Origin of the sequence: Streptomyces sp. NPDC058401 (assembly GCF_042722885.1) — a bacterium.
Taxonomy (GTDB): domain Bacteria; phylum Actinomycetota; class Actinomycetes; order Streptomycetales; family Streptomycetaceae; genus Streptomyces.
Genome location: NZ_JBHXKA010000081.1, coordinates 1 through 13780 on the forward strand (window position 1 = coordinate 1; position 13780 = coordinate 13780).

At 72.0% G+C, this 13780-nt stretch carries 12 protein-coding genes; 2 read left to right on the forward strand and 10 right to left on the reverse strand.

Annotated features, from left to right (window positions below; genetic code table 11):
* Nucleotides 1-661, reverse strand: a 661-nt coding sequence (locus tag ACFWNV_RS26150; RefSeq protein ID WP_383951664.1) for a hypothetical protein, incomplete at its 3' end; no start/stop codon positions are given.
* 82 nt (nucleotides 662-743) lie between these two features.
* Here ACFWNV_RS26150 and ACFWNV_RS26155 point away from each other — a divergent pair.
* Nucleotides 744-2801, forward strand: a complete 2058-nt coding sequence (locus tag ACFWNV_RS26155) for an O-antigen ligase family protein (RefSeq protein ID WP_383951667.1) — start codon at nucleotides 744-746, stop codon at nucleotides 2799-2801.
* 20 nt (nucleotides 2802-2821) lie between these two features.
* The gene (locus ACFWNV_RS26160; protein WP_383951670.1) at nucleotides 2822-3760 is read left to right on the forward strand and encodes a glycosyltransferase; all 939 of its coding nucleotides are present in this window, start codon (nucleotides 2822-2824) and stop codon (nucleotides 3758-3760) included.
* 10 nt (nucleotides 3761-3770) lie between these two features.
* Here ACFWNV_RS26160 and ACFWNV_RS26165 read toward each other — a convergent pair whose 3' ends face one another.
* The 9 genes from ACFWNV_RS26165 to ACFWNV_RS26205 form a co-directional block, all read right to left on the reverse strand.
* The gene (locus ACFWNV_RS26165; protein WP_383951674.1) at nucleotides 3771-4607 is read right to left on the reverse strand and encodes a glycosyltransferase family 2 protein; all 837 of its coding nucleotides are present in this window, start codon (nucleotides 4605-4607) and stop codon (nucleotides 3771-3773) included.
* Between the two features lie 18 nt (nucleotides 4608-4625).
* Complete coding sequence (locus tag ACFWNV_RS26170; protein WP_383951677.1) at nucleotides 4626-5750, reverse strand: hypothetical protein; 1125 nt, start codon at nucleotides 5748-5750, stop codon at nucleotides 4626-4628.
* A gap of 4 nt (nucleotides 5751-5754) precedes the next feature.
* Nucleotides 5755-7296, reverse strand: a complete 1542-nt coding sequence (locus tag ACFWNV_RS26175; protein WP_383951680.1) for an oligosaccharide flippase family protein — start codon at nucleotides 7294-7296, stop codon at nucleotides 5755-5757.
* Entirely contained in the window at nucleotides 7293-8057 is a 765-nt protein-coding gene (locus ACFWNV_RS26180) for a chain length determinant protein (RefSeq protein ID WP_383951683.1), read from the reverse strand. Before ACFWNV_RS26180 ends, ACFWNV_RS26175 begins: the two co-directional genes overlap by 4 nt.
* Nucleotides 8058-8150: 93 nt before the next feature.
* Nucleotides 8151-9290, reverse strand: a complete 1140-nt coding sequence (gene wecB, locus ACFWNV_RS26185; RefSeq protein ID WP_383951686.1) for a non-hydrolyzing UDP-N-acetylglucosamine 2-epimerase — start codon at nucleotides 9288-9290, stop codon at nucleotides 8151-8153.
* A 4-nt stretch (nucleotides 9291-9294) separates the two neighbouring features.
* Nucleotides 9295-10551, reverse strand: coding sequence for a nucleotide sugar dehydrogenase (locus tag ACFWNV_RS26190; RefSeq protein WP_383951689.1), 1257 nt, complete (start codon nucleotides 10549-10551; stop codon nucleotides 9295-9297).
* Nucleotides 10551-11330, reverse strand: coding sequence for a WecB/TagA/CpsF family glycosyltransferase (locus ACFWNV_RS26195; protein ID WP_383951692.1), 780 nt, complete (start codon nucleotides 11328-11330; stop codon nucleotides 10551-10553). Before ACFWNV_RS26195 ends, ACFWNV_RS26190 begins: the two co-directional genes overlap by 1 nt.
* A complete protein-coding gene (locus ACFWNV_RS26200; RefSeq protein ID WP_383951695.1) occupies nucleotides 11327-12496 on the reverse strand; it encodes a hypothetical protein in 1170 nt (389 codons plus the stop codon). Before ACFWNV_RS26200 ends, ACFWNV_RS26195 begins: the two co-directional genes overlap by 4 nt.
* A 440-nt stretch (nucleotides 12497-12936) precedes the next feature.
* Nucleotides 12937-13536 carry an acyltransferase gene (locus ACFWNV_RS26205; RefSeq protein ID WP_383951697.1) on the reverse strand — a complete coding sequence of 200 codons (600 nt, stop codon included), beginning with the start codon at nucleotides 13534-13536 and terminating at the stop codon, nucleotides 12937-12939.
* Nucleotides 13537-13780: the final 244 nt, after the last annotated feature.

A 13780-nucleotide genomic window follows, 5' to 3' on the forward strand; every position in this document is an offset into this window, starting at 1 on the left:
GGCCCCGCTCCTGCCCGTCGTTCCCGGCGTCGGCGCGTTCGCGCCGGCGCCGGGCGCGGCCCGCCAGGAACTGATCGGTCCACAGGGCACAGGCCATCCCGCAGACCAGGGCCAGGATGGCCGTCCCGGCCAGTCCGCGGCTCTTGGTGCCGAGCTGCGCCACCGCGGACGGCGGGACGAGCAGCGTGACGCTCATCCGGCCGGCCGCCGGGATCCGCTGCTCGGCCTGCATGTCGGAAACGTGCTTCCCGTAGACCTCGACGATCTTGAGCACCGAACGGTCGGCCGTGGCCGGGTCCGTGTGCTCCGCCTGGATCTGGAGGGAGGGGATCAGATAGCGCGGGGTGACGCTCGTACCGCTGTTGCGCGGGATCAGCCGGTAGGTGCCCCGCACCCCGGCGGCGCGCAGCTCGGCCTCCCCGTCGGAGGAGTCCAACTGCTGTACCGCGGCAAGGGACACGGCGGCCAGCGGCGGCTGCAGATTGGCGAGCTGGTTCGGCTGGTTGCCGGTCACCGGCGGCTTCAGGACGACGATCGCGGTGCTCACGTACGTCGTGGTGGGCCGGATCACCTGCAACGCCCCGGCAGCCGCGAGCACGGCCGCCAGGACCAGTACGTACCAGCGGCGGCGCAACGTGCGGAACAGCTCACCAGGCGACACAGGATTCCTTCCGTCGTGTTCGATCTTCCCAGGACGCCGGGCAACACGCCAACGGTTCCCGGGCAGTTGCGAGGAGGCGTTCGTGAACATCGGTGAGATAGCGGCCGTACTGCGGCGCCGCTGGTACGTCATGGCGCCCCTGACGCTGTGCGGAGTCCTCGCGGGAGCGCAGCTGTTCCAGTCGGTTCCGGTCTCCTACCAGTCCCAGAGCTCGGTGGCCCTGCTCGACTCCACGGCCGTGGCCCAGCTGGCCCCCACCTTCGGCAACCCCATCGCGAACGCGGGCGGTTCGCTCGTCGTGACCGCCGACGTGCTCATCAGGACCCTGTCGGGCGCCGACGCTGCCCGGGACCTGCACGGTCTCGGGGTCACCGATCCCTACACGGTCGGCTTCGCCGCGAACGCCTCCGGCCCGATGCTCACGCTGACCGTCACGGGCACCAACCGGGACAAGGTACTCAAGGAAACCAGTCAGCTCACCGACTTCGCCGGGGAACAGCTCAACGCGCTCCAGGCGGCGGCCAAGGTACAGCCCGCCTACTTCGTGCAGACCGCGCCCGTGGTGCTGCCGCAGACCCCGAAACCCCAGCTGAAGACCCGCTACCAGCAGGTCCTGGCCGTGCTCATCGCCGGCCTGGTCGCCGGATTCACCGCCTCCTTCGTCCTGGAGAGCCTCCTCGCGGGCCGCCGGCGCCGGCGCGAGGCAGCCGAGGCGGCCGCCGGTACGGCCGTCCCGAAGCGCAGGCGGACGCGCCACCGAGAGCTGGACGCCACCGCGCTGCTGACCGGCTATCTGGGGCTGGCCTTCTTCATCCCCTCGAACCTGACCCTGCCCGGCCTGGGCGGCGTGGGCACCCCGGCCAACGTCTTCGCACTGCTGGCCCTGTTCTGGTACCTGGCTACCTGGCTGACCGGCCGGATCAGACCGGCACCCGGCACCCGGCTGCCACGGGTCGTGATGTGGCTGCTGGCCGTCTCGGTCCTGGCCTCGTACCTCGCGAACGCCTCCCGGGGCAGTTCGCACAAGGAGGTACTGGGCGCCGACCGGGGACTGATCGGGCTGCTGGTCTGGGTATCGCTGGTGGTGCTGATCTCCGCCGGGATCCAGGACCGGGCGCGCCTGGACGTGCTGCTGCGCCGGGCCGTGGTGATGGGGGCGGTGGTCGCCGCCATCGGCTACTACGACTTCTTCACCGCGACGAACATCGCCGAGAAGATCAGCATCCCGGGGCTCCAGTCGAGCGTCGCGCAGATCACCACCCTGGACCGCGGGGCGTTCACCCGGCCGCGCTCGACCACCGCGCAGCCGCTGGAGTTCGGCGGCATGCTCGCCCTGCTGCTGCCCTTCGCGATCCAGCAGGCCTTCGACCCGGCCCGGGCCCAGCTCAAGCGCTGGCGCCGCTGGGCCCCGGTGGCGCTGATGGGCGGCGCCCTGCCGCTGACGGTGTCACGGACCTCCATCATCGGCGCCCTCATCGTGGTGCTGGTCATGGTGCCCCGGTGGAAGCCGCAGCGCCGGTGGACCACCTTCGGACTGCTGCTCGGCTCGGTGGCCGTCTTCAAGGTCATGGTCCCCGGACTGATCGGCACGATCACCACGCTCTTCGCGTCCTTCGTGTCGAACTCCGACAGCAGCACCCAGGCCCGCACCGTGAAGTACAGCGCGATCGTGCCCTACCTGGAGGAGCATCCGTTCTTCGGCCGGGGCCTGGGCACCTTCACTCCGGACCTCTACTTCTTCACCGACAACCAGTACATGCTGACCCTGGCGGAGATGGGTCTGCTGGGCCTGGTCGCGCTCCTGGCGCTGTTCTTCACCGGAATCCACCAGGGCGGCGCCATCCGCCGCCTCGCCGCCGACGAGTCCGACCGGGAGCTCGGCCAGGCCTTCTTCGCCTCGGCCCTCGTCGCCCTGGTCAGCGCGGCCACCTTCGACGCCCTCAGCTTCCCGATGTTCGCCGGGATGTTCTTCCTGACGATCGCCGCCGGAGGCAGCTACCTCGGCTTCATCCGGCGCGCCGCGCCGCCCGAGCCCCGAAACGTGGAGTCCCCGTGCCTTCCGAACGCACCCCTTCCCGTCCTCCAGCCGACCGCCGCCCGGACCGGTCGGACCGGCCGGATGCAGAAGACGGCCCGGTAACCGGCCCCGTAACCGGCCCCGTGGCCGGCCCCGTGGCCGTCCTCGTCGTCACCTGGAACAGCGCCCGGGTGATACCGGAGTTCCTCGCCTCCCTGCCCGAGGGCATGGCCGGCGTGGACTGGCGGCTGGTCGTCGCCGACAACGACTCCGCCGACGGCACCGTGGACCTCGTCCGGTCCCTGGCTCCCGAGGCCACGGTCGTGGAGACCGGCCGCAACGCCGGCTACGCGGCCGGGGTGAACGCCGCCCTGGCGGCCGCCGCCGGATGGGAGGGCGGCTTCCGCGCCGCCCTGGTGTGCAATCCGGACATCCGGATGCGGCGGGGCTGCGCGGAACTCCTCGTCGACGCGCTCGGCGACCCCGTCGACGGAGCCGAGGGCGGCGGCCGGGTGGGGATCAGCGTCCCGCTGCTGTACGAGGAGGACGGGACGCTCCACTACTCGCTGCGCCGGGAATCCCGGGTGACCCGGGCCCTCGGCGAGGCCGTGATCGGCAACCGCCGCGCGGGGCGCTTCCCGCGCTGGAGCGAGCTGGTCACCGACCGGGCGGCGTACGGGCGCAGGACGGTCGCCGACTGGGCTACGGGCGCGCTGATGGCGCTCTCCCGGGAGTGCCTGGAGGTCTGCGGAGCCTGGGACGAATCGTTCTTCCTGTACTCGGAGGAGACCGAGTACTGCCTGCGGGCCGGCGACCACGGCTTCGCCACCCGGCTCGAACCCGCCGCCTCGGCCGTCCACCTCGGCGGGGACTCGCAGGTCTCCCCGCGCCTGTGGACCCTGCTGACCCTCAACCGCGTGCGCCTCTACGGCCGCCGCCACTCGGCGCCCGCCACCGCGGCCTTCCGGGCGGCCGTGCTGCTACGGGAAACCTCCCGGGCGGCGCTGGGCCGCCCGGCGAACCGGGCCGCGGCGCGCGCCCTGGCCAGCCGGACCGCCCTGCGCGCCACCCCGGGTCCCTGAGCGGGCGGGCCTAGGCGGCGGGGGCCGGCCCGGTGGGAGCCGGTCCCGGGGCCGCCGGGCCGTCCCAGGCGGTGTAGAAGCTCTCCGGGTTGACCAGGTACCGGACGGTGGGACGGGGCAGGTGGCGGACCTCGTGGCGCCGGCTGTAGCGGCGCACGAGCTCCCAGTCCTCGCGGGGCAGCACCTCGGGGGTGCGCCGCAGCCGGCTGAAGTACAGGGCCGGGGTGCGGCGCGCCACGAAGGCGTTGGTGTCGAGGAAGGCCTCGTGCGCGGAACGGCGCCGGTCGAAGGGCACCGACAGCACGTCCCGCTGGGTGCCGTCGGGGAGCATCCGGCGCAGCGCCGTGTACACCGCGTCCGGGCCGCCCGGCGACTCCAGGGCCGTCAGGGCCTGCTCCAGGTGGTCCGGCTCCCACAGGTTGTCGTCGTCCAGGAAGGCCACGTACCGCGAGCGGCTCAGCCGTATCCCCACATTGCGCACCACTCCGGCCGTGGCCGTGTTCCGGCCCAGGGACACCGCGAAGAGCCGTGGATCCGCGGGGAGTTCGGGCAGGCCCGCGCCGTCGTCCACCACGATGACCACCTGGTCGGTCACGGTCTGCGCCAGGGCCGAGCGCACCGCCGCGCGCAGGGCCTCGGGACGGCGGTGGGTGGCGATCACGGTGGCCACCAGGGCGGACGGCGGCCGCTCCAGGAGCGAGCCCAGCCGGCCGGTCTCCGCGTTCTCGAACCGGCGCAGCCGCAGGGCGGAGGGGGCCAGCAGGAGCTTGTTCCGGGCCTCGAAGAGCACCAGCCAGCCGAAGGCCCGCTTGAGCAGCTCCCAGGGGGCCCGGGCGATGCGGCGCATGTCATGTCCTCTCGGTGGTCAGGGGGAGGGTTCGGGTACGACGGGACGCCCGTCCGACATGCGGTTGTCGCGCCACACGTTGCCCGCGCCGCCCGCGTTCCACGCGGCGACCGCCCCGTAAAGACCGCTCTTGGGGTGGTACTGGGTGGAGAACACGTTGCGGGTGACCTGGATGCCGGTGGCCCCCGGGCCGCCGCCGTAGAGCGCGTACGCCCCTCCGGCCAGCCAGTTGTTGTCGACGATCACGTTCGAGACCACGCCGGTGTCGGCGAAGAGCCCGAGCGCCGCGCTGGCGCCCTTGTCGATGGGGACGGAGTTCAGGAGCGTGTTGTGGCGGATCGTCAGCCGGCCCTTGTTGCCGCCGCCGCTGATCACCGCGTCGGTGTGCTGCCACTCGCCGCCCAGGTTCCGGAAGGCGACGATGTCGTGCACGTAGTTGTCGTGCAGATCGCCCTGCCCCATGGACAGGGCGTTGCCGAACACGGAGACGTCGCACCAGCCGACCTCGACGGAACTCTCACCCATGTTCGACACCGCGTAGTTGACGCCGCCGTTGTCGGGCCCCTTGCCCGGCAGCGCGGTGATCGTGGTGTGCAGGACGCGCAGGCCCTTGAAGCCCGGACGGAGGTTGACGCCCCACCAGTTGGTCGAGGTGATCCGGCTGTCGATGATCGTGACGTTGTCGGCGTACACGTCCAGCGAGCCGCGGATGTCCCAGCCCTTGATCACCATGCCGTCGGTCTTGACCGACATGTTGCCGGTGTCGTGCCGCTCCAGCGCGATCCGCGGGCCGGTGGACCGGGCGTCCGGGAAGCCGCAGGCGCCGGGCGAGGTGGCCGAGCAGACGGGGCCCGGCGCGGGTGCGGGCGGTGCGCTGCTGCCCGGCGGGGGCGTCGGCGACGGGGAGGCCGTGGTCGCGGAGGGGCTCGGGCTGTCCGAGGGGGAGGGCGGGACGGAGGGGTCGGTGGGCACGGGCAGGGGGAGGGGTTTTTCCTGGCCGGGGCATTCGAGGGCGCTCTCCGGGCAGGAATCGGCCGCCGGCTCGCTGCGCCCCGTCCGCTCGGCCTGGTAGAGGGTCAGGGCGGCGATCAGTAAGAACCCGGCCAGCATCCAGGCCCACAGTCGTCTGCGGAGGCGTGCCATGGTGTCAGTCCTTCGTCGTCGTGGCCGCGGCGACCGGTGCGGAACCGCGGAGGAAGCCCAGGCTGGGCAGGACACACACGGCATAGCACAGGGTGGCGGCGGCCGCGGTGCCCAGGAGCGCCAGGACGCCGTCGCCGAGGAGCCGTTCCAGGCCGAGGGCCACGCCCGTCATCAGGGCCCCGCCGAGGAGGGGCCAGGCGCAGGCGCGCGCCACGGTGCCCAGCCCGACGCCGCCCCGGTGCAGGGCGATGAGGAACACCGGTACGACGACCGCGCCGGCGACCAGGACGTGGCCCTGGGCCACCCCCTCGATCCCGTTCGCGCCCGCGCCGAGCACCAGTACGGGGATCAGGACGGCGAGCCACAGCCCCTGGACCCCGATGAGGGAGCGGCGGTGTCCGATGGCCACCAGGCAGTCGTAGGCCAGTTCGCAGCCGATCCGGACCAGTCCGAGCCCCATGAGCCACGGGAGCGCGGCGGCGGCGGGCAGCCAGCGTTCCCCGTAGACGAGTTCGACGATGGGCCCGGCCAGGGCGGCCAGCAGCACGCACAGGGGGACCGTGGCCGTCATCACCACGCCGAGGGCGCGGCCGAAGCCGGCGGCCAGTGCGCCCGGCCCGCCGCCGGTTTCCGTGTCCGCCAGCCGGGAGAACCCGGCGAAGGACACCCGGCGGGCCGCCTCGGAGATGATCCGCACGGGCCAGCCGGAGATGTTGAAGGCGAGCACGTAGAAGCCGAGGGCCAGCTGGTCGAGGGAGGAACCCACCACCATCGTGTCCACGTTGACCACCCCGAGCGCGAGCATGCTGGCCCCGGCGAGCGGGAGCCCGAAGCGCAGCAGGGCGCGGGCCTGCTCGCGGTCCCAGCCGAACCGCAGGGTGCCGGGCGCGGCCAGGCAGCAGCCGGCGAGCGCGGCCACGTTGCCCGCGACGGAGCCCCAGGCGAAGCTCATCGCACCCCAGCCCTGGACGGCGAGCAGCAGGGTCACCGCGGTACTGAGGACGAAGTTGACGGCGTCGATGGCCATCCGGCGGCCCTGCTGGAACTCCCGGGTGAGGAAGCCGGCGGGCACCTGCGAGAGCCCGTCGAGGACCACGCACACGCACATCACGCGCAGTACCCCCGAGGCCTCGGGGGAGCCGAGCACCCGGGCCACGAGGGGGGCCGCCGCGAACAGGCCCGCGTACAGCAGCAGGCTGGAGGCGGCGCTCAGGGTGAGGACCGTCGGGGCGAAGCGGCGGGGGTCGCCCTCCCAGCGCACGATGGCCAGGGAGACCCCGAGCTCGTTCGCGGAGAGCAGGACCAGCAGGACCGTCTGGGCGATCCCGTACACGCCCCAGGCCTCGGGGCCGAGGAAGAAGCGGGCGAGGATGATGCCGGTGACGAAATTGCCCAGGCGCATCACCATGGTGTTGACCAGGCTCCACCGGGCGGCGGATCCCACCTTGCGCCCCAGGGAAGGCCCCTCGGACGACGCCTCGGACGGCGCCTCGGACGGGCCGCCGGGCGGGTCCTGGGTGCCCGCGTCCGTGGTGGGCGCGGTCACTGCGGGGCCTTGGAGCGGAAGGCCGACGGGGGCAGCACCTTGAGCGCCATCGTGGCCGTCGGATCGGCGGCGCGGGTGTGCTCGCCGGGACCTGCGTCGGCATCGGGGTCCTCGGGCGGACCCGGGTCGGTTTCCAGGGGCTTGCGCCGGCCGGGCTTGTCGGCCTTGCGGCGCCGGGCCTCGACGAAGAAGGTGGCCACCAGGCTGAGGACGAAGCCCAGCGCCGCCGCCATCACCAGGTACTGGAGCCGGGTCTTCGTCTGCGCCTCGGGCTTCTGCGGAGGCACGATCGTCGCCATCCGGATCATCGCCTCGGGGGTCACCGACTGCTGGGCCTGGAACTCCAGGAGCCGCTTCTCGGCGTACGCGGTGAAGAGCTTGTCCGAGTTCAGCACGGCGGCGGGGTCGGTGCCGGTGACGCTCAGCCACATGAAGGGGCCCTGGGCGTTGTCGGCGATCTTCGCCTCGTACACGCCGGTGAGTCCCTGGGCCTTGAGGTCGGCCTTGGAGTCATCGGAGTTCAGGTTGCGGGCGAGCCCGTCGGCCATGCCGGTGAGCGAGGCCTGCGTGCTCAGGAAGGGGTTGCCGTCGAAGGCGACCGTGGCCTTCTTCGAGTTCAGGAGGGTCACGGTGCTCTGCGACCGGTACTCCACCGGCACCAGCAGGTACACGCCGGTGATGAGCGCGGCCGTGAGCAGCAGCCCGGGCAGCAGCACGTACCAGCGCCTGCGCATGACCCGCCAGATCTCCGCGAGGTCCATCAGCCTTCTTTCGATCCAGGTGGAACAGGGGTGGAAACGGTGCTGTGGCCGGAAGGGACCGCCGCGGCCCGGCGGTCCCTTCCGGCCACGGGGCTAGACGACGGGCGAGGTGCCCGCTCCGGCCGGCGCGACGAGGTCGGTGGGCCGCGGCCGGGTCGCCGCGCTCCCGCCCTCCAGGAGCACCTGCGCGATGCGCTCGCTCGCGCGGCCGTCCCACAGCTCGGGGCAGCGGGGCGCGGGCGGATCGTCGAGCACCCGGTGCACCGTGGCCGTGATGCGGTCCGGGTCGGTGCCGGCCAGGACGTTGGTGCCCTGCTCGACGGTGATCGGGCGCTCGGTGTTCTCCCGGAGGGTCACACAGGGCACGCCGAGGGCGGTGGTCTCCTCCTGGATGCCTCCGGAGTCGGTGAGCACCAGCCGGGCGGAGTCCTGCAGGGCGATGAAATCGAGGTACCCGGCGGGCGGCACCAGCCGGATGCCGCCGGGGACGCCGATCTCCGCCAGCCGCTCGGCGGCCCGCGGATGCACGGGCAGCACCAGCGGGACGCGGCCCGCGATCTCGCCCAGCGCCTTCAGCAGGCCGCGCAGGGCGTCCGGATCGTCCACGTTGGCCGGCCGGTGCAGGGTGACCAGGCCGTACCCGCCGCGGGTGAGCCCGTAGCGGTCGAGGACGTCGGAATCCCGGGCCCGGTCCAGGTTGGCGAACAGGGTGTCGATCATGACGTTGCCGACGACGTGGATCTGGTCCTCCCGGTACCCCTCCGCCCGCAGGTTCGCGGCGGCGTCGGGGGAGGGCGCCAGCAGGTAGTCGCTGAGCCGGTCGGTGGCGACCCGGTTGACCTCCTCGGGCATGCTCCAGTCCCGGCTGCGCAGACCCGCCTCCACGTGGGCCAGCAGCGGCCCGGCCTTCGCGGTGACCAGGGCGCAGGCCAGGGTGGAGTTGATGTCCCCGACCACCACGACCGCGTCCGGCGCCAGCTCGTCGAGCAGCGGCTCGAAGGCCTCCATCACCCGGCCGGTCTGCAGGGCGTGGCTGCCGGACCCGGCTCCGAGATAGCGGTCGGGGGAGCGGATGCCGAGGTCGCGGAAGAAGACGTCGTTCATGGACTCGTCGTAGTGCTGGCCGGTGTGGACGAGGACGACCTCCGCGCCGCGGCCCTCCAGGGCGTCCATCACCGGCTTGATCTTCATGTAGTTGGGCCGGGCCCCGGCCACGCAGATGATTCTGGTCATGCCGTCACAGCACCTCCACCGTCGGTCCCGACAGCCGGTTGCGGCAGTCGAGGATCAGCGAGGCGTGCTCGGTGATCATCGGGTAGTCGAAGGAGTCGTGGTCCGTGAGAAGGACGACCACGTCGGCGGCGGCCAGCTCCTTGCGGGTCGGCTCCACCCGCGAGAGGCGGGCGTCGACCTTGATGCTCTCCACCACGTGCGGGTCGGCCGCGCGCACCTTCGCGCCCATGTCCAGGAGCAGTTGGGAGACGCGTACCGCCGGAGACTCCCGGGCGTCGCCGGTGTTCTTCTTGTACGCCAGTCCCAGGAGCAGGATCCGGGAGCCGTTGACCGAGCGGCGCTTGGCGTTGAGCGCGTCCATCACGCGGCGCGTCACGTACTCGGGCATGTGGCTGTTGATGTCGTTGGCCAGTTCCACGAAGCGGAAGTTCTGGCCCAGCTCGCGCTGGACCCGCCACGACAGGTACGAGGGGTCGATGGGCAGGCAGTGACCGCCGACGCCGGGACCCGGAGTGAACTTCATGAAGCCGAACGGCTTGCTGGAGGCGGCCTCGATGGTCTGCCACACGTCGATGTCCAGGTGGCGGGCGAACATGGCTATCTCGTTGACGAGGGCGATGTTCACGTGCCGGAAGGTGTTCTCCAGCAGCTTCGCCAGCTCGGCCTCCTTGGGGGAGCGCACCGGCACCGTGGTGTCGACGAGCCCCGCGTAGAAGGTCTCCACGGCCTTGAGGGACAGGGGGTTGACGCCGGAGACCACCTTCGGCGTCTGCTGGAAGCCCCACACCTTGTTGCCGGGGTCGATGCGCTCCGGGCTGTAGCCCAGGTGGAAGTCCACGCCGGCCGTGAGGCCCGAACCGTCCTCCAGGATCGGCCCGAACAGCTCCTCGGTGGTGCCCGGATAGGTGGTGGACTCCAGTACCACGGTGGCACCCGGGCGCAGGAAGCGCGCCAGGGTGTGCGCGGACTCCTCGATGTAGCGCAGGTCGGGGGCACCGTCCTGCAAGGGGGTCGGGACGGTGACGACCGCGACGTCGAAGCCGCCGCAGTCCCGGGCCTGGTCACTGGCCTGATACGTGCCCAGTTCCAGGGCCTTGGCCAGCCGGGCGGAGGAGACGTCCTCCACGTACGACTCGCCGGCGGCGAGGCTCTTGACCCGCCGGGTGTCCACGTCGTACCCGACCACCTGGTGTCCGACCTCGGCGGCCCTGATGGCCAGCGGAAGGCCGACGTATCCCTGTCCCACGACGACGACGCGCATCAGTGACTCCTGTTCGCGGAACCGGAAGGCGGTGTGGACGGTGTGCGGCGGATGAGTTCGCGGACCGTCATGAGGAGGAAGGCGGCATTGGTGGTGAGGTAGCGCTTGCCCAGGCGGCGCGGTTCCTGGAGGGTCCGGTAGAACCATTCGAGCCCCATCCGCTGCCAGATCAGGGGGGCGCGCTTGGTGATGCCGGCCAGGATGTCGAAGGAGCCGCCCACGCCGTGCACCACGTGGGCGCCGGTGCGCTTGCCGTAGCCGGCGGTGAAGATCTCCTTCTTGGGCGAGGTCATGCCGAGGAACAGCATCCGGGCCCCGCTGGCGCCCACCGCGTCCGCGATCCCGCCCTGTTCGGAGTCCTCGAAGTAGCCGTTGCGGCTGCCCGCCACGCGCAGGGCGGGGAACCGCTCGGAGATCCGCCCGAGCATGAGCTCCAGTACGTCCTGACGTGCGCCGAGCAGGTAGACGGGGACCTCGGCGGTCTCCGCCGCGGCCAGCAGCCGCATGAACAGGTCGATTCCCGCGACCCGTTCGGGCAGCCTGACCCCGAGGACGCGACCGGCCCAGACCACGGCCTGGCCGTCGGCCAGGACGAGGTCGCAGCCGGCGACCGCCGCCGCGAGGCGGGGGTCGCGGCGCATGTTGACCAGCTTGGCCGCGTTGACCATGCCGATCTCGATCTGCTCACCGCGCTGCACGGCGTCCAGGCAGCGCCGGACGGTCTCGTCCATGGTCAGGGGGTCGAGCGCCACTCCGAAGAGCGACTGTCTGTGGTTCATCTCCCGAGCCCCCCGAGCCAGGCGTGGAGCAGCCAGCCGAACTCGTAGGGCCTGCACTCGCGGTCCACCGCCAGGGGGCGGAAGATCCGGTCGAGCGGGGCCAGCCGGGCCCGCGGGGCGACCCGGGTGGTGAGTCCGCGGGCGGCGCGCACGGCCTTGGCGGGATCGCCGCGGTAGACCTTGCGCCAGGTGACCCCGAACTCCTCGCGGATCATGGGCTCGCGCGGGGTGCCGCCGGGCCCGCTGATCTCGGGCACCTCCGTCATCCAGCGCAGACCGCGGCGGATCTCCGCGCCGAAATCGGTGCCGCCGGCCTCGGCCAGGTCGAAGAGGGCCGTCGGTGCCATGGCGTGCTGGTGCACGCTGTAGACCGGGTAGCCCTCCACCACGCCGCCCGTGCGGGCGTCGTAGTGCCACCACCACTGTCCGCCGTCCCCCTGAAGGGCGCAGATCCGGGCGGCGCAGGCGTCGGCGGCCGCGAGGGCCCGCGGGTCCGGGGAGCTCGCGTGCAGCCGGGCCAGTGCCTGGATCGGATAGGTCTGGTCGGCGAAGCAGGCCACGTGCGAGCGGTACCCGGGGACCAGCCCGGGTCCGGTGGCGTGCGGGAACAGCGGGCCGTCCCCGATCCGGGACGCCAGCAGGCGGTCGCGGGCGGCCGCCAGCCGGTACTCGACGTCCACCGCGGTACGGGCCGCGGTGAGGGCGGACAGCACCCAGGCGGCTTCCACCGTGTACTGCGGACGTCCCGGGACGTCGAGTTCGGCCACCCTGGCCACGGCGTCCGCGAGCTTGGGGTGTCCGGTCTCGGCGGCGGCCCAGGCGATGAGCGCGGCGTCGCCGAGGTTCGTCACCGCGGGCAGCCGTTCCACCAGGACGGCCGTGAACTCGGCGGCGCTGCGGCCGTCGAAGAGGGCGCGCTGGCGCTCCTCGGGGAGGAACCGTGCCCCCAGTGCGGTGATGGCCGCGTACCGGGTGCTGGTACCGCGCCGCTCCATGCGCCTCGCGCCGTCGGGGGAGACGGTCCCCACCCGCGTGAAGACGAAGGTCTCCGCGCCCGGCAGGTACATCTCGGGCAGCCCCGCCTCGGCCAGTGCGAGCAGCCGCTCGGCGAGGGCGTGCAGCGACGGGTCCTCATGGGCCAGTGCTTCTAATCGTCTGGCGGTCACCGGGTCCCCACCTCGGTCTCCCGCGTGCCCTGCTCGCCCTGTATGTCCGAGCTGTAGCCGTACTGCTCCAACACACCTACCCCCTCTGAAAAATCGTTCCTAGGACAGACCCGGCGGTCGTCGTCCGTGGAGGGGACTGCGCATGACGCTGCCCGTGCCCACGGTGTGATCCCCCCGATGGCACGAGCGGTCCGGGTCCGCTGGATCCCCCTCCAGCGATATTCCGGATCGGGGCGCGCGCGGACGGCGGCGGCGAACGGGGCGCATGGTCCTGCGCCCGTCGGTCACCTCGTCAGCGGTTGCCCTCGTCGTGTACAACCCCCCACTGAACACAGCCTGTTGCCTGCTCAGATCCCGTGTACAGGGACAAGGTATGCCCAAGGATGTTCATTGATTGTGGTTTTGAGGAAATGCCATTGACCCAATATGCCGACGTTGCGTCAGGTGCGCTCGGCCAGGGTTCCGTCGGTCTCCTCGTGCAGGGCGCCGGTGCGCGGGCACTCCCAGATTCCCGGTTCCCCTTCGCGTTCCACCAGACGCACTCCGGCCCGGCCCACCCAGCCGATGCGCCGGGCCGGCACCCCGGCCACGAGCGCGAAGTCCGCCACGTCGCGGGACACCACCGCGCCGGCCGCGACCAGCGCCCACCGTCCGATCCGGACGCCCGCGACGCACACCGACCGGGCGCCCAGGGAGGCCCCCTCGGCCACGACGACTCCGGCCGCCTCCCAGTCGCCGCCGCGCTTCTGGCGGCCGTCGGGGTCGACGGCCCGCGGGTAGAAGTCGTTGGTGAGCACCGCGGCGGGTCCGATGAACACCCCGTCGCCGAGTTCGGCGGGCTCGTAGACCAGTGCGTAGTTCTGCAGCTTGACGTTGTCCCCGATCCGGACGCCGGGGCCGACGTACGCCCCGCGTCCCACGATGCAGTCGCGGCCGAGCCTGGCGTCTTCGCGGACCTGCGCCAGATCCCAGATCGTGGTCCCCTCCCCGAGTTCGGCCGTCTCGTCGACCTGGGAGGAGGGTTGAATTCGGACACTCACGGGGCGGTCCCCTTACGGCTCGCGAGGAGTTCGGACGTACATGGCACGGATGTACGTCGCATTGAGGTACGGAGGGAGCATATGCGGCATCGGCCGTGCGTGCCCCGAAGATCAACCGACTGTTCACGGAGTGGACTTGACGGTGCCTCGGCCGGAGTCCCGGCCGGAGTGGCGGTCCGCCTCCTTAAGGTCGCCCCATCGCTTCCTTAAGTGGAACCTAAGGTTCGCCATCGCCGCCCAGAAT